The 21558-nt window shown below is 42.0% G+C and carries 20 protein-coding genes; 10 read left to right on the top strand and 10 right to left on the bottom strand.

The window, feature by feature from the left end; all coding sequences use genetic code 11:
• Window positions 1-47: 47 nt before the first annotated feature.
• Both cobQ and QI031_RS05530 read right to left on the bottom strand, forming a co-directional pair.
• Window positions 48-1523, bottom strand: coding sequence for a cobyric acid synthase CobQ (gene cobQ / locus QI031_RS05535; protein ID WP_281484206.1), 1476 nt, complete (start codon window positions 1521-1523; stop codon window positions 48-50).
• A 215-nt stretch (window positions 1524-1738) separates the two neighbouring features.
• On the bottom strand, window positions 1739-2143 hold the full coding sequence (locus QI031_RS05530; RefSeq protein WP_281484205.1) for an Npun_F0494 family protein: 405 nt from the start codon (window positions 2141-2143) through the stop codon (window positions 1739-1741).
• A gap of 181 nt (window positions 2144-2324) precedes the next feature.
• Between QI031_RS05530 and QI031_RS05525 the strand changes: the two genes are divergently transcribed.
• Window positions 2325-2762 (top strand): peroxiredoxin, encoded by a 438-nt coding sequence (locus QI031_RS05525; protein WP_281484204.1) that lies wholly within the window; start codon window positions 2325-2327, stop codon window positions 2760-2762.
• Between the two features lie 120 nt (window positions 2763-2882).
• Here QI031_RS05525 and QI031_RS05520 read toward each other — a convergent pair whose 3' ends face one another.
• The 3 genes from QI031_RS05520 to QI031_RS05510 all read right to left on the bottom strand — a co-directional run bounded on the left by QI031_RS05520 (window position 2883) and on the right by QI031_RS05510 (window position 5342).
• Entirely contained in the window at window positions 2883-3260 is a 378-nt protein-coding gene (locus tag QI031_RS05520; protein WP_281484203.1) for a hypothetical protein, read from the bottom strand.
• A gap of 30 nt (window positions 3261-3290) precedes the next feature.
• Window positions 3291-4178 carry an ABC transporter permease gene (locus tag QI031_RS05515; protein WP_281484202.1) on the bottom strand — a complete coding sequence of 296 codons (888 nt, stop codon included), beginning with the start codon at window positions 4176-4178 and terminating at the stop codon, window positions 3291-3293.
• 144 nt (window positions 4179-4322) lie between these two features.
• Complete coding sequence (locus QI031_RS05510; protein ID WP_281484201.1) at window positions 4323-5342, bottom strand: ABC transporter ATP-binding protein; 1020 nt, start codon at window positions 5340-5342, stop codon at window positions 4323-4325.
• 358 nt (window positions 5343-5700) lie between these two features.
• Here QI031_RS05510 and grxC point away from each other — a divergent pair, with 358 nt between their 5' ends.
• From grxC to QI031_RS05490, 4 genes are all read left to right on the top strand, one after another.
• A complete protein-coding gene (grxC, locus tag QI031_RS05505; protein WP_281484200.1) occupies window positions 5701-6015 on the top strand; it encodes a glutaredoxin 3 in 315 nt (104 codons plus the stop codon).
• A gap of 141 nt (window positions 6016-6156) precedes the next feature.
• Window positions 6157-6657 (top strand): tRNA adenosine(34) deaminase TadA, encoded by a 501-nt coding sequence (tadA, locus tag QI031_RS05500; RefSeq protein WP_281484199.1) that lies wholly within the window; start codon window positions 6157-6159, stop codon window positions 6655-6657.
• A gap of 97 nt (window positions 6658-6754) precedes the next feature.
• Entirely contained in the window at window positions 6755-7525 is a 771-nt protein-coding gene (locus QI031_RS05495; RefSeq protein WP_281484198.1) for a lysophospholipid acyltransferase family protein, read from the top strand.
• 158 nt (window positions 7526-7683) lie between these two features.
• The gene (locus QI031_RS05490) at window positions 7684-8997 is read left to right on the top strand and encodes an NF041680 family putative transposase (protein WP_281481499.1); all 1314 of its coding nucleotides are present in this window, start codon (window positions 7684-7686) and stop codon (window positions 8995-8997) included.
• 127 nt (window positions 8998-9124) lie between these two features.
• Here the strand turns inward: QI031_RS05490 and QI031_RS05485 are convergent, their stop codons facing one another.
• On the bottom strand, window positions 9125-11248 hold the full coding sequence (locus QI031_RS05485; RefSeq protein WP_281484197.1) for a S8 family serine peptidase: 2124 nt from the start codon (window positions 11246-11248) through the stop codon (window positions 9125-9127).
• Window positions 11249-11422: 174 nt separating this feature from the next.
• On the opposite strand from QI031_RS05485, the gene QI031_RS05480 reads away from it, so the two are divergent.
• The 4 genes from QI031_RS05480 to ptsP all read left to right on the top strand — a co-directional run bounded on the left by QI031_RS05480 (window position 11423) and on the right by ptsP (window position 15994).
• Window positions 11423-12040: a hypothetical protein gene (locus QI031_RS05480; protein ID WP_281484196.1), complete on the top strand. Its 618-nt coding sequence runs from the start codon at window positions 11423-11425 to the stop codon at window positions 12038-12040.
• A gap of 353 nt (window positions 12041-12393) precedes the next feature.
• Window positions 12394-12651: a BolA family protein gene (locus QI031_RS05475; protein WP_281484195.1), complete on the top strand. Its 258-nt coding sequence runs from the start codon at window positions 12394-12396 to the stop codon at window positions 12649-12651.
• Window positions 12652-12739: 88 nt separating this feature from the next.
• On the top strand, window positions 12740-13063 hold the full coding sequence (gene grxD / locus QI031_RS05470; RefSeq protein WP_281484194.1) for a Grx4 family monothiol glutaredoxin: 324 nt from the start codon (window positions 12740-12742) through the stop codon (window positions 13061-13063).
• Window positions 13064-13498: 435 nt separating this feature from the next.
• On the top strand, window positions 13499-15994 hold the full coding sequence (gene ptsP / locus QI031_RS05465) for a phosphoenolpyruvate--protein phosphotransferase (RefSeq protein WP_281484193.1): 2496 nt from the start codon (window positions 13499-13501) through the stop codon (window positions 15992-15994).
• A gap of 145 nt (window positions 15995-16139) precedes the next feature.
• Here the strand turns inward: ptsP and QI031_RS05460 are convergent, their stop codons facing one another.
• The 4 genes from QI031_RS05460 to QI031_RS05445 all read right to left on the bottom strand — a co-directional run bounded on the left by QI031_RS05460 (window position 16140) and on the right by QI031_RS05445 (window position 20789).
• On the bottom strand, window positions 16140-16589 hold the full coding sequence (locus tag QI031_RS05460) for a cupredoxin domain-containing protein (RefSeq protein WP_281484192.1): 450 nt from the start codon (window positions 16587-16589) through the stop codon (window positions 16140-16142).
• Window positions 16590-16592: 3 nt separating this feature from the next.
• Window positions 16593-19490 (bottom strand): M16 family metallopeptidase, encoded by a 2898-nt coding sequence (locus tag QI031_RS05455; RefSeq protein ID WP_281485939.1) that lies wholly within the window; start codon window positions 19488-19490, stop codon window positions 16593-16595.
• A gap of 139 nt (window positions 19491-19629) precedes the next feature.
• Window positions 19630-20073 carry a VOC family protein gene (locus tag QI031_RS05450; protein ID WP_281484191.1) on the bottom strand — a complete coding sequence of 148 codons (444 nt, stop codon included), beginning with the start codon at window positions 20071-20073 and terminating at the stop codon, window positions 19630-19632.
• 206 nt (window positions 20074-20279) lie between these two features.
• Window positions 20280-20789, bottom strand: coding sequence for a TIGR02652 family protein (locus QI031_RS05445; protein WP_425526027.1), 510 nt, complete (start codon window positions 20787-20789; stop codon window positions 20280-20282).
• 226 nt (window positions 20790-21015) lie between these two features.
• Between QI031_RS05445 and QI031_RS05440 the strand changes: the two genes are divergently transcribed.
• A complete protein-coding gene (locus QI031_RS05440) occupies window positions 21016-21546 on the top strand; it encodes a gamma carbonic anhydrase family protein (RefSeq protein ID WP_281484189.1) in 531 nt (176 codons plus the stop codon).
• Window positions 21547-21558: the final 12 nt, after the last annotated feature.

Raw genomic sequence — 21558 nt, 5'->3', positions numbered from 1 at the left:
CAGATTTATGCAAACTTTAATTTGCTAGAAGTTAATGAAATGTTTTACTAAGGCAAAAAGGGTGTTAAATCTAAATAGTTTTCAACTTCGGTGGCGAGGGAGTCTAAAATTTGCTCTCGCTGTTCCCGATAGTTAGCAACACCAGTCGGCAAAGATTTTAAACCCCGCTGTTGACGCAAGCGATTTAACCAAGCGCGTCGCCAAGGGCCATTATCAAACAGTCCGTGCAAATAACTACCCCAAACTGATTGACAGCTATCCACCAAGCCTAAGTTAACATCATCAAATAAGGATTGAAAAGCTTTGCTATCACCTTGCTGTTCTACGCGCGATCGCCCTTGATGAATTTCAAAACCATTGACTGGCAAACCCATCTGTGGATAATTTGAGGTAACTTGGCGCTGACGAGCAATTTTTTGTCCTGTAATCACAGTTCTAATTGGTAAAAGATTCAATCCTTGAAATCTACCTGCTTGTCCCTCGACTCCCTCTGGATCAGCGATCATTTGTCCCAGCATTTGGTAGCCGCCACAAATACCTAAAACCGTGCCACCAGAGGCGGCATAATTTTGTATTGCTTCGGCCATACCACTTCTTTGTAGTAATAACAAATCAGCAACTGTGGTTTTTGTACCTGGAATAATTACTGCATCGGGGTGTCCTAAATCTTGCTTGGGACTTAGATATTTCACAGAAACTGTAGGTTCTGATTCTAGTGGATCAAAGTCGGTAAAGTTAGCAATTCTCGGTAAGCGGATGACGGCGATATTCAGGTCAGCTTGAGTTTTGAGTGAGTTACGTTCCAATAAATCAAGGGAGTCTTCTGCGGAGAATGTTTCTTGGAAATAAGGGATTACACCTACAACAGGAATACCAATACGGTCTTCTAGCCATTTTATGCCTGGTTCCAAGAGCGATCGCTGTCCTCGAAACTTATTAATTACAATGCCTTTAATCAGTTGACGTTCGTCTGGTTCTAGTAACTCCAAAGTGCCAACTACATGGGCAAAAGCGCCACCCCTGTCAATATCAACTACTAATATAGTTGGTGCATTTAAATACTTTGCCACTCGCATGTTTGTCAAGTCGCGGTGCTTGAGGTTAATCTCTGCTGGACTACCAGCGCCTTCACAAACCAGCAAGTCAAATTCTGTACTTAAATGCTGTAGCGATTCTTCAATTGTCCGCCAACCCATCTCAAAATATTGCTCGTAGTAATCTGCGGCATTAACTTTGCCTACAGGCCTACCTTTGATAATTACTTGAGAGGTCATGTCTCCTTGGGGTTTGAGTAAAATTGGATTCATTTCTACCCAAGGAACGACTCCTGCGGCCCAAGCTTGTACTGCCTGAGCATAGCCCATTTCTCCCCCATTAGCAGTAACATAAGCATTTAAAGCCATATTTTGACCTTTAAAGGGAGCCACCCGCCAACCACGCCGTGACAAGATTCGACAAATAGCTGTAGTTATCAGTGATTTCCCTGCGTGGGATGTTGTTCCCACTACCATAATTGATTTCATAGTCAGTATCAGGTTTTCAAAATTGGGATTTTGTGTCAGTAGCCAGTGGTCAGTTGTTTTTACTACTGATTACTGACAACGGACGGCTATTCCTGCCACTCTCGAAGAAGTGGGCTGACTGCCGCCTCTGGTAAAGATTTCATCAAGGAGTTTGATGCTTCCGTAGTAATATTGTTCCCTTTGGTTCCCCAATCCTAACTCTTTGGTGCTTGATTCTAAAAAGGTAGTCTAAACCAACGAATCATCGCATTATATAGGCGATCGCTCCATGAGGGAGTAGACCAATTTTTTTCTTGGTGTTGTTCCACTAACTGATGACCTAAAGGAGTGAGGCGAAAACTATCTGTAATTCCTTGGCCATCAACTTCTCGGCGGAGAACACCTACTTGAATTAACCAGTTTAAATCGTTATCAGCTGCTAATTCTGACAAGGGGCGGTTAGTATAGCCATGCTTGACACCATTTTCTGAGGCGATCGCACCCAATGACACACTCTGATGACGCATTGCTTGAAACAATCTTAAATTAAAGGGAGAACAAAACAGCGATCGTTCGGCTCTTTTGACTGTGCTAGGGGAATAGAAAAATATTTTCTGGTTTGGGGAATCGATATTAGGCATGTACTTGAGACGTTTTTTAATAAAGATTATTTTTAAAGAGTATATTTTAGAACTAGCTACTTAAGTTTTTGTATATTTTCTAATATGTATTTATGCTGTTTTTTTTGCTAAATCATTTAATGATTATGAATTATTGTAAGATTTCAAAGTCATCAATAATCTGAAACAGGAAAGGTTCATTATGCCTCTAGCAGTTGGTACGGATGCACCTGCATTTACCGTCAAAGATACTAACGGCAATACCGTCTCTTTATCTGATTTTGCTGGGAAGACAGTTGTTTTGTATTTTTACCCCAAAGATGACACTCCAGGCTGCACCAAACAAGCTTGTAGCTTCCGGGATGCCCAATCTAATTATCAAGGTAAAGATGTTGTGGTGTTGGGAGTCAGCGCCGATGATGAAGTTTCCCATCAAGCATTCACCCAAAAATATAATCTGAATTTTCCTCTACTGGCTGATCAAGATAAAACCATGATTAAAGCTTACGATGTCGATGGCGGTGGTTATGCCAAGCGTGTCACTTACGTAATTGACCCTAATGGCAAAATCACTCATGTTGATGCCAATGTCAACACAACCACCCACGCCAGCGATATATTAGCCGCACTGGGTATGTAGTTGGTATAACTTCAGGAATTGTTTCATATCCGCCTCACTTCACTTGATTTTGGAGTGAGGCTTTTAACAGTGAACAGTTATCAGTTTTCACTGTTCACTGTTCACTAATTTAATATTCACTTAGTTTTGTGGTTGAGGTGTAGCTTGTGGAAGCGTAACTGCTGGTAAACTCGGAACTACCTGACCTTCTTGCTGCTGTTGGTTTTGAAGTCGTCTGTTTTGCTCGGCTTTAAACTGTTCTGCGGCTGAATTAAGTTGTTGATTTTGTTGTTCAGGATTCCAGTTAAAATTGCCAAAGTTAGCCCGATGAATCACATCGAACATATTTAAATTACCTGAAGGGCTGTAGAAGGGATCAGTATTTTGGTCTGTTGTACTACTACCGGGAAAAGTGTCCACTTGGTTGAGTTGAGCCAAGCTAGGTTGAGCAATAAGTAGTGAACCAAAGCCAATTCCTGCAACAACAAGCCTAGAAAATGCGAAAAATGGTTTTTTCATTTTTTATACCTACAATTATTCTGTTTTATTTTAAGCAAGAGTGCGTCGCAATTGGGGTTGAATACTTAGCAAGGCGACAACAGCAAAGCCCAATAATACCAGCAATGCTCCGCCAAAGGTAACATCACCCCAAAAAGCCTGCATCACCACACTATTTAATCCCCAATTGCTATGAAGATAAAGATAGCGAATTGGTTCAATTGCATAGCTAAGGGGATTGAGAGTAGCCACAACTTGTAACCACTGGGGCATGAAGGATAAAGGAGCCAAAGCAGTACTAGCAAACAATAGCGGCAAATTAGTGACAAAAATTACTGCAATTAGCTCAATATGTCCAGGTAGGGCAAAAGCCAAGCCCAAAGAGATAGCAGTTACACCCAAAGCTAAGAGAAAGACAATTAAAGCGATCGCACCTAACCCGGTTACATCCGGCAGCCCAGCCCCTAAAAATGCGGCGGCGGCGACAATCACAGCTGCTTGCAACAAACTTTGACTAATAATAAAGATTGCCGAGGCAAAGACAATTGAAAACCTCGATGCTAAAGGAGCTACTAGCAAACGATTTAAAAAGCCAAATTCGCGGTCAAACATCACTGGCAAACCAGCATTTAGCGCCCCAGCAAAAGCTGTAAACACAATTACACCAGCAGCTAAAAACTGACCGTAGTTTGTTGTACTACCAAATAAACCTTTGGGCGCATTTTGGAATAAAGCCCCAAATAATACCAACCACATCACAGGCTGAATAATTCCCGCAACTAATGTCGAGGGACGGCGTTGCAATTGAATAAACAAACGCCGAGTTAAAGCCAGTGTCTCTTGGACTAATTCACCAAAAAAATTGGGTGCAACATTAGCATCTACTTGGGGTGATGCTAATTGCTGCCAATTTAAATCAGATTTAGGAGTAACGCTCATAATGATTGGGATTAGAAACTAGGGATTAGGGGCTATGGGCTAGGGATTAGGGGCTAGGGGCTAGAGATTAAGTTGATTTTTAAACTTTATTCTCTATCCCTAATTTATTGTCTAGTCCCTAGCCCCTAGCCTCTAGCTCCTTTTTCATCTCATATTTTGCTTCTTTTCGGCTTTGGAATCGCGGGTGGCGACTGCTGCCAATTCGGCATCCATTAAGGTGCGTCCTGTAGCGGCGAGGTAAACATCATCCAGGCTAGGGCGGGATTGAGCGATGCCAAAAATGGGTAAGTTGGCAGCGTTCAACGCTTGCTGGATGGTACTCAAGGCATCATTTTGAGGTGTCACCACCAAGTTGAGGGAGTTACCTTGAGCGTTGTTGATGATTACTTCTTGCACAAACGGTAAAGCTTGCAAGAGATCTTTGGCTTTTTCGGCTTCTTCACTAGGAGAAAACTCGCGGATTCGCAAAGTGATGCGATCGCCTCCTACTTGATCTTTTAATTGCGAAGGTGTGCCAACTGCAATCACAACGCCGCGATCAATAATTGCCACGCGGTTGGCTAAGGCATCAATCTCTTCTAAATAATGGCTGGTAATTACTACCGTTGTGCCGGACTCTCGTAGTTTTCGCAGGAAATCCCAGACTACAAAACGGCTTTCTATATCAAGTCCTACAGTTGGCTCATCCAATACCAGCACATCTGGGGCATGGAGTAAACCCGCAGCTAAATCTAGGCGTTTGCGTAAACCGCCAGAGTAATTACCAGTCTTTTTATTGGCGTATTCTTGCAAACCGAGTAAATTTAGTACCGTGTCAACACGTTGTTTGGCGATCGCTTTTGGCAGATGATAAAGTGCTGCTTGCAATTGCAGTAGTTCTCGTCCTGTTAGTACCTTATCTATCGCCACTTCCTGAGCTACATAGCCTAAGCGTTGTCTGGCTAGTTTAGGATTATCCAATACAGAAATGCCAGACACTTCAATTTTGCCAGCATCCGGTGTGGTGAGAGTACATAAAGCACGCAGAGTAGTAGTTTTTCCCGCACCGTTAGGGCCGAGTAAACCAAAGATTTCTCCTGGTTCAACTTGAAAGGAAACATCCTTCACGGCGACCACCGTGCCATAATGCTTTTGCAGATTTTGAATTAAAACGGCGGGAGCCATCACAGCTAATCCCTAACTATACAAATCTCAACAAATTCTATTCTTATTGTAAGAGTTAAGAGCTAAGAGTGATGAATTTAAACTGAATTAATTGACAAAAGTTACCTCTAATACCATTTTGCGGTGGCTCCTAAGGGACTTGCAAATAAAAAAATAATCAATCGCTTTAGTGAGCAGGGGAAGCACGGGAAGAAGAAAACCGATAGTCGTAATGAATGTAAAAATTGAGTAATTTAATTTATGTAAGTTTCTAACTACCGACTCCTATAAGCAATCAAGATTAGTTTTTGGTAGTCTTAACATCGTTTTCGATTCATGATCTAGGCTAGAGATAATCCACAAAAACTGATAATAAAATATGTTTGACTTTCTCAACCCCCTTTTTGGTCGCCATCCAGAACGCGTCAACGCTAATGTTGAAATCTACACATGGCAAATTTGCCCTTACTGCATCCGAGCCAAACTATTGCTGTGGTGGAAGGGTGTAAATTTCACAGAGTATAAAATCGATGGTGATACGGCTGCTAGAGCCGCAATGGCAGAACGTGCTAATGGAAGACGCACAGTACCTCAAATTTTTATTAATAATCAACACATTGGCGGTTGTGATGACCTTTATCAACTAGATACCAAAGCTCAACTCGATTCTCTTTTATCTCAGCCAAGTGTTTAGTCAATACATTACTCTTTATCTCTGTGTCTTTGTGCCTTTGTGGTTTAAAAGCAATTTATTTAACCACAGAGACGCAAAGAGCGCTGAGAGAAAAAGAAAGTTTACAAATCAGCGCTAATTTTTCACAGTCTCAAATCCCAAATGGTATTGATTGAATACCCAGAATATCTTATACATCGACAGTGGATGAGCCATGCTCTAGAGTTAGCAAAAGCCGCAGGTGATGCAGGAGAAGTACCTGTAGGCGCTGCGATCGCTGATTCGAGAGGGAATTTGATCGCAGAAGGTGAAAACAGAAAAGAACGCGACAAAGACCCCACAGCTCACGCAGAAATTATTGCCATTAGGTCAGCTACTAAAACTTTAGACAGTTGGCGGTTGCATGAATATACGTTATACGTAACTCTAGAACCGTGTCCAATGTGTGCAGGTGCTATTGTCCAAGCACGTTTAGGTATGCTTGTCTATGGAGTAGACGATACAAAAACTGGAGCCATTCGTACTGTTATCAACATTCCTGATAGTTCTGCTTCTAATCACCGCCTCCGTGTTGTCGGAGGCGTTCTAGAATCAGCTTGTCGTCAACAGTTACAAACTTGGTTTGCTACTAAGCGACATCAGAAAACTAACGGACAAAGATAAAACTGTCCAGTAGCACAGACACAACTCATAAAAGAAAATCTACGGTGTAAGTATTAGAGTTTCGTTGTATTCTACCGGACAATCAGCAGCTACCGTCATGATAGAGTTTTACTCTTCTGTTCCTAATTCCCAAGAAAAACCAGCTTATACTCAAGCAAATTATCAAGTTGCTGATACTACCTCGCGGGTCTCTCCTTGGTTAAGTCCTCTAGCATATCTATTAGGTCGTCACCTTCTTTTACCATTCTTCTTTCGACAAATTAAAATTACCGGACAAAAAAATATTCCTGTAGGTAGTCCGATAATTCTTGCTCCCACTCATCGAGCGCGTTGGGATGGATTACTTGTACCCTACACTACTGTTGATTACATAGCAAGAAAAGACCTGCGGTTTATGGTAACGATTGATGAGTGTCAAGGTCTACAAGGCTGGTTTGTCAGGCGTTTGGGAGGGTTTCCTGTAGATTCTAAACATCCATCTATTCGGACTCTTCGACATGGAGTAGAATTACTTCAGCAAGGAAAAGCCTTGGTAATTTTTCCTGAAGGTAATATTTTCCGTGATGGTAAAATTCATCCTTTGAAGTCAGGAATTGCTCGCCTATCTTTGAGTGCTGAATTGAGTCATCCGGGATTAGGGGTTAAAATTCTTCCTATTGGCATTAATTACAGTCATCCTTATGCTCACTGTGGTACAGATGTGAACATTCAAGTTGGTTCTGCAATCAATGTCGCAGATTATACGAATGGTAAAGTCAAACAAAATGCCAAACGCTTGACAGAAGATTTAGCAAAAGTGTTGCAACAATTAAGTTATCAAGAATCAGAAATTAGTCATCATGCCTTTGCAGAAGTTACTAATTCTTAATTTTATTCACGTTACGCGGGTCAGTAGTCAGTTGTTTTTGATCTAATTTGATACCTCATCACTTTCTGGAGTTTGGACTAAAAAGCTAGAGAAAAGCAGTCAGCAGTAACACTGACTGCCGTAAAGTCAATGAAAGTAATCAATAAATCATTGACGTGATGATCCTGACACAACTAGAAAAATTCCGCCAAGGTATCTACGATAGTTTGGGGAAGGCCAAAGATGCAGTATTTGAATTGATGGATGCAGTATTGACAAGTCCGAGTATCCCATCATTTGTAAGCTTGTCACAAAGCCCAGTATTTCGACGGCAATGGTCGAGCATTTATGCAGCACTACATGATAGTCGTCCACCGAAAATGTTGCTGATGAAGCTACTGGTACAGGAGGTAGAGACGGATGAACAGCCATTTCTAGCAGGAGATCATAGCTTTTGGGCAAGACCAGAAGCGAAGACACTAAAAGAAAGAACTTTTCATGGGGATAGAGGGGGGAGCATAGGCATCGGACAAAGTTACAGTACGTTAGCGTGGATACCAGAGGCGGATGGGAGTTGGGCATTACCGTTGAAACATGAACGGATAACCACCTTTGAAACGCCAACGAGTAAAGCCGCATTCCAACTAAAACTTGTCACCCGTGAGTTAGGCACTAGACCACTTGCAGCTTATGACCGAGGCTACGGCAACGCCAAATTTGTCCAAGCCACGGAGGAGATTAACGCAGACCTATTATTGCGTTTAGCATCTAACCGATGTGTATGGGGTACACCCGGTACTTATAAAGGACGAGGCGCACCATGTAAACATGGTCACAAGTTTAAGCTCAATGACCCCCAAACTTGGCCAGAGGCAACTGAAACTCTGGAAGTTGAAGACCCGAAAGTTGGTCGAGTGAAAGTAATGCGTTGGAGTGGATTTCATTTCCTTCAGTCCCCAAACCGGGCAATGGAAATCATTCGCGTCGAGGTACTCCAACCAGTAGGACGTAATCGGAAGTTTCAACCTTTATGGCTAGCTTGGTTGGGTCAGACAATGCCTCCATTAGAGAATCTCTGGCAAAAATACCTATGCCGCTTTGCTTTAGAGCATTGGTATCGATTTGCCAAGCAGAGGTTATATTGGACACAGCCTCAATTGAGTTCTACTCGGGCCGCAGAGCGATGGAGTGACTTGATGCCCCTGCTAACTTGGCAACTCTGGTTCGCAAGAGTTGCCTGTATTGATTCCCCCTTGCCCTGGCAATCGACTCAGGATAAACTGTCTCCAGGACGTGTAGCACAAGCCTTTCCTCTAATTTTAGCCACTATTGGCACTCCTGCTCAACCCCCGAAAACTCAAGGGTTATCACCTGGGCGTGCCCAAGGGCATCAGCCACCTCAACGTCCCCGTTATCTCACTGTCAAAAAACACGCATCTAAAAAACCTAAAACCGAAGAATCACTTAAGAACGCTAATCTAACTGCTGCTTAGTTTCTGCTTCTTTTTTAACGATTCCACTTAACTCAGCCTCTAACAAAGCTGGGTAACTTTCTTTTGCCTTCTCTTCATTCCTGCTAAATGCAGATTAGTCCAAACTCAAGTCACTTTGCCAGTGATGTTAAAAACTAATGACTAATTCCCAACTATTTAATTTCCCTAGATCTTGTGGTGCATAGTCAATTATCCACAATTGCCAGCGTCCTTGAGTTGAAAAAGATAACAACTGCTTGAGGACTGGATGCGATCGCATGGTATATGTTGTTTGCAAATCAATACGCCGTCCCAAGGTACGATTTTGTAATAATATCTGCTGATTGTTGGGAGCTATTAAATAAATTTCTAAATCACCTAAAAAATCGTGAGTGATATTAACTGTGACTTGAATATCCTTAACAGTACTGGCTTGAGAAACAGCGATCGCACTTTTGATACCCTGTTTGTTATTATCGGGAATTGCTACTGGGCTGTTATTTTTTATCTGTACTTGTTGGTTGGCTGCTAATTCCACTCCCCTTAATTGCTGTGCTGTTTGCACTGCCTTTGCAGCGTTGACTTTGCCATAACCAAACCATTGAGAATGTCCATTGCCATCGTAAGCACCTTGGCGCAAACCCAATTGAGGATCAGGATCAGAATCCACAATTTTATCTGCCGTTTCTTGTAAAATCCGTTTGACTTGTTGTGCTGTTAAATCTGGATTTGCCGATAAAACTAGCGCTGCTACCCCTGCGACCACAGGAGTAGCACTGGAAGTGCCGCCGAAATTACTGGTAAAATTGCTAGGATCGTAACCTGCGGTTCCTACTTGATCGGTAGTGAACATTCCTAATCCATTTAGAGAAGTTGCGATCGCAGGTTGAGTAAAGATAAAACCTTTTTCTTGAAAGGACATCCCCGGAGAAGCATTGTTACTAGGCGCACATAATGAGATATTAACGCCCCAATTGCTGTAAGCAGCTTTTTTATTTAAACTAGTAGAAGCAGCGATCGCCATTACATCTGGATGTACTGCAAAACCACTTAACCAATCTGTATTACCTTTTAAAATATTTTCTGGCCAATTGCGTTCATAGATAGTACCGTTAACTGGACGATTGGCATTACCCGCAGCAAATATAATTACACAGCCTTTACCATTGCGTCCTTTTGTTGCCGCGAGGTTGATAGCAGCTTTTTGGCGCAAAGACAAAGGAAAATAAACCGCAGAAGCTCCCCAACTGCAAGAGATCACACTTGCTCCCTTATTGATTGCCCAGTTAAATATTTCCTCAATGGAGACATCATCCAAAAACCCAGTGCTACGAATTGGCATCAAAGCACAACCAGGAGCTACCCCGACAATTCCTGTACCATTTTCTTCTGCTAGAGCTATGCCTGCACAAGCCGTACCATGACTGTGATCTTTTTCACTAGGCAACGGTAAAAAGTCATTTTCTTTTAAATCTCTGGGGGCAACAATTTTTCCAGCACCTTGAAAATCTGGATGGTTCAAATCAAAAGAATCATCTACTACTGCAATAACCACAGAACGCACACCACGAGTCATATCCCAAGCTTTCTCTACAGAAATATGCGAACCAACTGTTAACTGATTACCGCCGTTGTGGTTGAGATACCATTGCTGGGGATAAAGAGGATCACGAGGTTGATAATGTGTCTCACTTTGCACCAAGATATTAGGTTCAGCCGCTAATACCTCTTTGAGTCCTTGTAACTGGTTAGTGATTTTGATGGGATTTTCTGTTGCTTGTTTGCTGACTAAAAACACAAAAGTGTTAGGAATACCCAAGACTGGTTTTTGGGGAACTAAGCTGAATGTGCTGGATATAGCGTTAATTTCGGCAGTATTTACCTCAGAAATAAATTGAATAGTGATTTGGTCATTCAGGTAAATGAACGTTCCTAGATGATTTTTGAGGGTGTAAACATGACTAGCAAAAGCCACGTTTTCGTCTGCACGCGCTTGAGACATCGCTAAGTCTAATTGGGTAGGTGCAACCGTAAATAATTCTAGTTGGGCTTGGGGAATACTTCGCTGCCAAATGCCCCAACTAACCTGAGATAATTGTTGACGAGGGAAGTCAGTAGTGGGGCGGATGGTGAAGCGGTCTAAAGCTTTTTCTAAAATTAATTCCTCACCACCGCGTTGTAAAACTACTCCCAAGCTGCTTGCTGGTACACCTCTGGTTGGCAAATCAGAGGAATTAATGCGTTGAGGCAGTCCACCGTAGGTATCGTTCATAGGAGCCAATTTTAATTGAGTATGCAGAGGCAATGGGAACTCAGTGAAACCAATTTTTAGTCTAAATCAGAGAAACTTTAGTGTGTAGCTTCGCTTTGTTAAAGACAAAAACAGAGGTAAGATACCCGAAGTTTCGATTGCTTTTCTATAATATTTGTCGAACTAATTTACCTCATGAACATTGCTGCTGCTGCTCCTTTAATTCGCTTTACTTCCTTATCAGTCATAGCAGTTTTTAGCCTGCTATCACCTGTGAATGCTCAGACGATTCAGTTACCAAGCACTACTAATCAATCACAACCAATTGACCCCAACAACCCCAATAATTTACGTCCTACAGCCCAAAATAATAGCCTATTGAGCCTTGAAAGTGGGGAACGTCTGATGCAAGAGGCGAGTCAAGCCGTTTCTACTCAAAATTATCCTTTAGCTGCCAAGAAACTCCAGGAATCACGTCAAGTTTTTAATCAATTATCTAATTTTTATCAAGAATTAAATGCCAGCTTTTCGGGAATTGACAATAGAGTTTCTGATTCTCAACGTAAAAAGGCGTTAGAAACCGCCCAAAAGCGAGACGAAGCTACTTATCAGCTAGCACTGGTACATCGAGCGCAAAATCAGCCAGAATTAGCTGTACCATTGTTAATTCAAATTATTAAGAGTCAAAACCCAACTAGAGATTTAGGTAAGAAAGCTTATCAACAACTATTTGAACTGGGTTTTGTGGATACACCTTATCCTAGACAAGGTAGTGCTTCTTCAACCCCAATCCCAACCGCAAAACCAAAATAGTCAACTCTCTGTGGTGGTTTAGCAAATAAAAGTTGCCGTGTAGGTCAAGTAGCGAAAGCAGGAGATGCAGGGTATGCAAAGAAGGAAAAAGGGTTATTATTTCAGTACTTTTTCTCTCCCCTCCTGCTTCTGTTATTCCCCAACTCCCTTGCTTGCCACTACGCAGAGTTATCTTGGCAAACTACTAGCCTACCAGTGCTAAAATTGGGATGATTGGTCACAGATTTGCTAGGCGATCGCCAAAATACGCCTCAAAGGCGGTTTATCCTTAGATTGGCTAAAACCTGAAATTGGCAAAGGTATCTGCTCTATATCTGTTAATAATAGAAAAGTAAGTTTTTTCAGGAATTGCGATGATTAGTCCGCAGCAGGTTGAGGAAATGATCAAGGCGGGACTGCCAGACGCACAAGTTCAGGTGCAGGACTTGACTGGTGGCGGTGACCACTATCAGGTGACAGTAGTTTCATCGCAGTTTGCAGGCAAAGGACTGGTGCAACAACACCAGCTAGTTTATGGTACATTGCAGCAAGCTGTGTCAACTGAAGCAATTCATGCCTTGGCTGTAAAAACATATACTCCCGAAGCTTGGAAAGCAACAGCCGCTTCCTAAAGTTAAGAATTAAGGTTAAGAGTTATGAATTTTTAACTCTTCACTCATCCCTACTCGCTCTTTAATTCAGAATAGGAAACAAAAAAACATGACACCAGAAACTAAAGAGAAAATTGATAACTTGTTACAACAAAACAAGATTATGGTTTTCATGAAAGGAAACAAGTTAATGCCTCAATGTGGCTTTTCCAACAATGTTGTACAGATCCTCAACACATTGGGAGTTCCTTTTGAGACAGTTGATGTTTTAGCAGATCCTGAAATTCGCCAGGGAATCAAAGAATATTCCAGTTGGCCGACAATTCCTCAAGTTTATATTGATGGTCAATTCATTGGCGGTTCTGACATCTTAATTGAACTTTACCAAAAAGGTGAATTGCAGGAAATGGTGGAAGTAGCCCTAGCTTCGTAGTATCTACCGTTTTTCTAATTTTTACTGCCCTTGAAATGTAGAAAGATGCTGACAGCATCCCTATTTTCAAGGGTTTTTCATGAAAATAAATATATTTTTTATAACTTATACCAAGTTGCAGTCAAATATGGTATTCTTTCCGTCATTGCGACTGGAACAAAGTGGAAGGAAGCAATCTCATCAACCTTGAACTACTACAATAGAACGTAAATTAGTATTAGTAGCAAAATAAACATTTTTTAGCATTCAGTACTATGACTGGTCGGCGAGAAACCTCAAATACCTTAACTTATGATGAATCTCTAGCTAGAAAAACTAAAAAATTGTTGGACAGTTGCAATTGTAATCAAGATTAGGTGCTATTTTGGCGGTATGAAAGGCTAAAAAGGGTAACTATCTAAGTACAAGACTCTCAACAAGGTTAATGGTGTTGCAGTGGTCACAATTGTAATTGTCTCTCACAGTAAACAACTAGCGCTTGGGGTGCGAGAACTTGCAACTCAAATGGTTCAGGGTGATTTTCCCATCGCTGTTGCAGCAGGTATTGAAGATTCAGATAACCCACTGGGAACAGATCCTATCCGGGTTTACGAGGCGATCGCATCTGTTTTGAGCGATGATGGAGTTTTAGTTTTAATGGATCTGGGAAGTGCTTTAATGAGTGCAGAAATGGCTCTAGAGTTTCTCCCCCAAGCACAGCGAGAGCAAGTATATTTGTGTGAAGCACCCTTAGTAGAAGGTGCAGTTGCTGCTGTAGTTGCAGCCGCAGCAGGTAAAAATATTCAGCAAGTGATCGCGGAAGCACGAGGTGCATTGACAGCGAAAGCTACTCAATTAGGTGTTGATAATCCTCAGTTGTCAGTTGTTAATAGTGAATCCCCAACTCATGCAGAATACCCAACTGTAGAAATTCGGCTGACTGTCAGCAATAGGCTAGGATTACATGCTCGTCCTGCGGCTTTGTTTGTCGCTACAGCAGCTCGGTTTCAATCTCAAATTCAAGTACGAAATGTAACTAGAAATACAGCAGCTGTTCGGGGTGATAGCATTAACCAAGTGGCAATTTTAGGTGTACGTCAAGGACATGAAATAGTAATTACTGCCACAGGCAAGGATGCAGAGCAAACACTAGAGGCATTACAAGCATTATTTGCTACTAATTTTGGTGAAGATGATAGCACTTTTGCACCTGCACAAACAGTCAACCAAGAAGTTAGTCCCACAACTTCCGGTGAATTGTTAGGGATTGCAGCTTCTCCAGGGGTGGCGATCGCTCCTGTTATTCATTATCAACCACCCGCTATTAATATTACGCAATATCACGTAGATGATTCAGATGCAGAGTGGCAACGTTTACAAACAGCGATACACACAGCTTGCCTAGAAATTCAGGCGGTATTCGCACAAGCATCTATTCAAATTGGTGATGCCGAAGCCGCCATTTTTGATGCCCAGCTCTTGGTTTTAGAAGATCCAGTGTTACTGGAAGCTGCTCACCAGCGCATTTTAGAACATCATCTGAATGCAGAGGCTGCTTGGCAAGCTGTAATTAATGAAGTAGCGGCTTCCTACCAAACATTAGAGGATGCTTATCTGCAAGAGCGAGTTAATGATGTTGCAGATGTAGGACAACGAGTGCTGCGATTATTAGTAGGAAATGCTCCTGCCGATTTGCATCTTTTGGAACCAGCGATTTTGGTGGCAACTGATTTGGCTCCTTCGGATGCTGCTGGTTTAGACCCGACAAAGGTGCTGGGCATTTGTACTACTGCTGGCAGTGCGACTTCTCACAGCGCTATTATTGCTAGGACATTAGGTATTCCCGCAGTTTTGGGCGTAGGTGGAGAGGTGTTACATCTAGAAGATGGTACACTCATGGCACTTGATGGCGAAACTGGTAAAGCTTGGGTGGAACCAAAACCAGATATCCTTGATGTCCTAGCAGCCAAGCGGGAGGCATGGCAAACTGCACTCAAAGAGGCAAAAGCTAAAGCCTATCAGCCAGCAATAACTCGTGATGGTCGGCAAATCAACATCTTCGCCAATGTTGGTAGCATCAATGATGTGCAAGTGGCTGTTGCCAACGGTGCAGAGGGAGTAGGACTACTCCGTACCGAATTTCTGTATTTAGGTAGAACCAGCGCCCCTACTGAAGATGAGCAATTTATAGTTTATCAAGCGATCGCTCAAGTTTTAAATCATCGCCCGTTAATTATTCGGACTTTAGATGTCGGTGGTGATAAGCCACTCCCCTACTTCAAAATAGGTGTTCCAGAAGCTAACCCTTTTTTAGGTTGGCGAGGAATCCGTTTTTGTTTGGATCATCCAGAACTCTTTAAAACTCAATTGCGGGCAATTTTAAAAGCTAGTGCGGGACATAATCTTAAAATCATGTTACCGATGATTGCAAGTGTGATGGAAGTACGCGCGGCTAAGACAATTCTAAATGATGTGCAGAACGAACTGCGACAAGCTAAGATTGCTTTTGATGAAAATCTACAAGTGGGCATCATGATAGAAATACCTTCAGCTGTAGCGATCGCCGATCAGCTAGCTGCTGAGGTAGACTTTTTTAGTATTGGCACGAATGACCTGACTCAATATGTCATGGCAGGCGATCGCACCAATCCGCGAGTGGCAACGTTAGTAGATGCTCTACACCCATCAGTGTTGCGGATGATACAACAAACTGTTCAAGCTGCCCATACAGCGGGGATTTGGGTAGGGTTATGTGGCGAACTAGCAGCAGACCCATTAGCAGCACCAATTTTGCTAGGTTTGGGTCTAGATGAATTGAGTGTGAATCCTCAAAGTATACCGATACTTAAACAAGCGATAACTCAATTGAGCGTAACTGAGGCTGAGGCGATCGCTACTTTAGCCTTGCAACAAGACTCTGCAAATCACGTCAGAGCCTTAGTAAACTGTTAAGCATTTAATTTGCACATTGAGGCCGCAGGGGGGGCAGGGAGCAGGGAGCAGGGGAGAGGATTTGCAGCTTTTACTACCATGAACATTGTGCAATTTAAATGATGATTAGCTTACATTGACACTCCCCTGGTAACTGGTAACTGATTTAATTGCTTACCAAAATTTCTCCAGTCATACCTGCTTCTGTATGTCCTGTTATTGAACAGCGTAAGCTATAATCTCCTGATTTCAGTGGTACAAATACCCAATCTGCCTCACCGCCTGGCTTTAGTTCTAGTTCGTGAATGGCTCCTTTGATTTCTACTTTGCCAACTTCAACTTTTTGTGTCCAGATGCCATCGGCAAAATCTTTAGCAGTAAAATAGTGCTTCAATTGACTAGGATTGGCCAGATGAATTTGATAACGTTTACCAGCCTCTAATTCCAGGTGATTTGGTTCAAACTTAAGTTCGTTGGCAGTATTACCTAAATTGACTGTGATTTTTGTTGCTGGTTGTTTGAGCAAATCACCAGATAAATTTGCTGCCATTGCAGGAGTGACACCGATAAAACTTATACACAGCAATAATAAAAACTGAAGGATAAATGCTTTCATCTTCTACCTAATACTTTGGTCTGCCACAACAGCTGGTCCAGCCGTTACCACTATAATTTTATCTGGATGGAGTAACTCACGAGCAGCTTGGTTGACTTGGGCAAGGGTGATTTTCTGGATTTTTTGAGAAAAATCACTCAGTTCTGTTGCATCTAATCCATATACCTGATTCTTTAAAATTCTATTTGTTAATTCCTCTAGATTTGCTAGGGAGACGTTATAGCTGCTAACGATAGTATCCTTAGCTGTTTTGACATCTAGTAAAGTGACACCTTGGCGATGAATTTGCTGTAATATTTGACGGGTACTAGCGATCGCTTGATTCGCATCTTCTGGGTTAGTTTGCATTTCAATCCAAAATGTGCCAGCGCTTTTTTCTGCTTGAAAGTAGCTATAAATTCCGTAGGTTAAACCTTGGCGATCGCGTACTTCTGCTCCTAGCCTACTGGATAAGGTATCACCTCCCAAAATCTGATTCAAGACTAAAGCTGCATAAAACCGGGGATCTTGGCGATTAATCCCCGTATAACCCATATAAGTAATCGCTTGGGATTTACCCGGTAAGACTGGATTCACGCGCACTACACTTTTTGGCATTGATACAGTAGGATATTTTAAATTTGGTGGTTGACCATTAACTTTCCAGTCACCAAACGCTGTTTTCATAAGCGATCGCACTTTAGCTAGATCAAAGTCTCCTACTAATACAAGTACTGTAGTATCCGGGCGGTAATGTTTGTCCTTAAAAGTAATCAAATCTTCACGCTTAATCTGCTGTAGGCTTTGTTCTGTAGGAAAGGCGTGTAGGGGATGTTTTTTCGGATAAACCGATTGCACAAATATTCTTCTGGCTACTTCCAATGGGTCATCTAATCCTAGTTTGAGAGCTGTTAAAGCTTTTTGGCGACTCAATTCTAGTTCTTTTTGTGGAAACGTACTATTTTTGACAGCATCCGCTAAGGTGTGAATTAAAACAGGTAAGTCTGTTGCTAAACTATTACCCTGGATACGCATCCCTTCGCGGGAAACCTCAAAATTAAGAGTCGCTCCGCGTTCTTCCAATGCTCTAGCAAGAGTTAAGGCATCCTTGGTTTTAGTGCCACTTATCAAGTTATCTGCCACAAGAGATGCCAGTCCGGCTTGCTCATGGGGGTCAAATTCTTTACCTGCTTTGATGTTACCGTTTAGGGTAATAGTGGGAGTACTTTTATCTGGTAAAAGCAATACCTGAAGACCATTCGCTAATGTAAATTGCTGTGGTATTGAGTGCTTAACAGTATCTGTTGGTAAATCCACACTTGGTAGATACTTCGCTACCTCTGATGAAGCTATGGTTGTTTTGTCAGATAAATGTTCTTGAGTCGGTGCTGGTTGCGGTTCGTCGTCTATCTGTTTTGTCTCTTTTGTTTGTTTCAGAGTTGGTTCAAAAAAGCCTACTGTCCGAGCTTCTATTTTGAGATGTTTGTTTAACACATCCACAACATCTGTCGCCGTGACTTGACGAATAGCTGCTAAATAACGGTCTGTATAGCGATAATCACCAGCTGTTGTTTCATCGTTACCCAATTGCATCGCCTGACTGGTGATGTCACGGTTATTCAAAATAATACTAGCTTCTAATTGTGTTTTGGCTCGCTCTACTTCTTCTGGTTTGACTCCTTTTTTAGCCAAATTAGCGATCGCATTATTTACTACTACCTCAATTTTTGTCAAATCTTGATCAGGAGCAGTTTTCACTAATAACTCATACCAACTTGATTCTCGCAAGGTGGCAACATGAGCTGTCAATTCATTTGCTAAACCTGATTCTATTAATTCTTGATACAAGTAAGAATTTCTTCCCTCTGTCAAGATGTAATCCATTACATCTAATGCTGGTATATCTGGATGATTAACATTCGGTAGCGGATACACCACTTGTAATAACGCTGCGGCTCCATGTTCTCGCAAAATTATGGGAGTAGGGCATGGGGAACAAGAGGCAGAGGGGCAGGGCGCGGGGTGCAGAGGGGAGTTAAGAAAATGTCTTGAATTTGCTGTGACTAATCTTAATCTTTCTCCCTGCCCCCTGCTCCCTGCTCCCCTACCTCTGTTTGGCAGTTTGCCAAAAATATCTTTAACTGTGTTAAGAGTTTTTCTTGCCGATAAATCTCCGACAACTACTAAAACAACATTATTAGGATTGTAGAAATTTTGATAATACTTCCGAACCTGCTCAACCTGAAATTTTTCCACATCTGCTTTAGTACCCCCCACAGGCAAACCATAAACATGATTGGGAAATACCGACCGCATCACGGCGCGGTTAAGACGATATTCAGGGCTATTTTCGTAACCTTGTAATTCAGAAATTACTACCCGCTTTTCACTTGCTAGATGCTCATTATCAATCAAAGCATTTTGCATTCTATCTGCTTCTAGCACCAACAATGCTTTAAGCTTGTCTTTTTCTACAGTGCCGTAATATGCAGTTTGGTCATAGCTGGTAAAGGCATTAGAATCGCTGCCTAAAGCACTAAACAATCGTCCAAATTGAATTGGACGGTTTTTTGTACCTTTAAACATCAAATGTTCCAACTGGTGAGCAATGCCATTTACTCCTGGTTCTTCGTTGCGTGAGCCGACTTTATACCACATCTGCACACTCACGACTGGCGCAGTACGTACCTCCTTTATTAAGACAGTTAAACCATTTTCCAACACTGTCTTATGAACTTTTTCTGTGATTGACAAATGTTTTACATTATTTATAACCAATTTTATTTGTGTATTTTCACGTCTAGATGTGGTTGCATACTGACTATAAACACGCTGATCACTGAGGAAAAATACCGCGATCATCCAAAGACTCAATAGTAAGAACGAAAAACGATATCGATACCTAACAGGAAACACAGCCATGATTTTAGTAGATGTATGCAAATCTATATATTTATTTGCAGTTTATAACAATAGTTTAATACTTTGAGATTTTTGTAACATCGGCGACATTACCAAAGAAAAATGACTTTAATAAAAGTATATAAAGAGACAAACTAAATTAATTAAGCTTGGCTAACAATCGAATAAATTCCAAGGGTAAACCATCAGCATCAGCGATAAAAGCGACTTCCCAGATGCGATCGCCTATCTGCTGCTGTGTTGGTTCTAAAAGCACTTGTAGTGGTTGTAACTGTTGTGGTTGACTTTTTGATGCCAATTCCATACGTTCTTTCACATTTGTCAACCAGCTGGGCAAATCTGCTGTGATCTCAGTTACATCAAATGAGAGATGATAATATCCTACGTAATGTTCATCTGCAAATGCATCTGGGGCTGGTTTTGGTTCGGGAATTTGGATTAGTTCAATTCTGCCGCCTAGTCCTTCCATCCAACAAGCCAGGGTGTAGCCTGTAGTGAAGCGTTCACAAACTGTAAACCCCAATTGTTCATAAAAGGCGATCGCTCGATGAATATTCGCAGTCCGAATAGAAGCGTGATGCATAAAAAAGGAACTAGGAACTAGAGGCTAGAGACTAGGGTATGGAATATTAGTAGCGCGGCAAGCTTAATTTACTACTAGCTTAATGTTGGTATTCCCATAGGATAAACCAACATCTCCAAAATTTGTTGGCTTTCTAGTCTCTAGTCTCTAGCCCAATTTTTTAACCACTAAGACACTAAGGCACTAAGACCTAGCCCCTAACCTATCTACTCAAACAATCTGAAATAAGGGTAGCGCACAGGAACTCCCGGCTCTTTTTCCAAATCAAAATTAATCACTTCCCAGCAGGGATCTTCTGACGGATCAGGACTAAAATCTACAGGTAAGCCATATAACCTTGCAGATGTTACTTCTGGCTGTCCAGAACGCCAAGGCGTGCTGCGCTCTAAATAGCCACCCATCAATTCGTGATAACGTCTAGCAATTATTACTCTTGTTGCTCGGTAGCCCTGAGTATATAACTTATCTAGTGCTTCATGAATTTCAAAGCGAATACCATCGGGATGAGTATGTTGCCGATACCATTCATTATTCCACCTCCGCCAATGACGGCCAGACTGGAGATGAATCAATTCCCCCGTTTTAGGATTAGCTTCAAATGCGCCATGACGAGGACATAGATAAGTATCTGTTAGTGTCAGTGCCGGAATAGTCTGACGACAGTGGGGACACTGAATTTCGGGGCCAAATATGGGGTACTGCAAGCCTGGATTCATCATGAAGTGCATACAAACATAGTTTAGTCTTTACCAGCACCATTGGGTTATATTTTACACTTCGGCTCCGTTACTTTGGAGAATTTTCTCACCGTTGCACCGGAAACGATATTCACTAGTTTTTTCCTCATTGTAGAGGCTTGACACCGTGATATTCTGGTTGTGCAACCAGCCTCAAAGGTTGGAGTTTTTCCAGTGTTCCTGGGTACCATATTCATATTCTATCGTGTCTACCGCTTCTTACTGGCCATCTGTCGATTTTTCTCCAGCAGCCTTCGTTGCAGCTAACGCCGTTGTGATTGGTTCAGTCAACATCGCAGCAGGAGTCAGCATTTGGTATGGAGCAGTGATTAGGGGAGATGTAGAACGCATTGACATTGGTGAATGTACAAACATTCAAGATGGAGCAATTCTACATGGCGATCCTGGTACGCCAACAATTTTAGAAGATCACGTTACTGTAGGGCATCGCGCTGTAGTACATTCTGCTTACATTGAACGTGGTAGTTTGATTGGCATTGGCGCGATCATTTTAGATGGAGTACGAGTGGGTACTGGTAGCATTATTGGTGCTGGTGCAGTAGTAACTAAAAATGTACCTCCTTTATCTTTAGTCGTTGGCATTCCTGGCAGAGTGGTGCGCCAAGTTACAAACCCCGAAGCCGCAGAACTCATTGAACACGCTAAGCGCTACCAAAAGTTAGCCTTGGTTCATGCTGGCAAGGGTACTGATATTGGCTTTAATTCAGCAAGATGAAGGTAGAGGAGA

Origin of the sequence: Halotia branconii CENA392 (assembly GCF_029953635.1) — a bacterium.
In the GTDB taxonomy this organism is placed as follows: Bacteria; Cyanobacteriota; Cyanobacteriia; order Cyanobacteriales; family Nostocaceae; genus Halotia; species Halotia branconii.
This window is presented reverse-complemented; position numbering and strand designations above follow the sequence as displayed.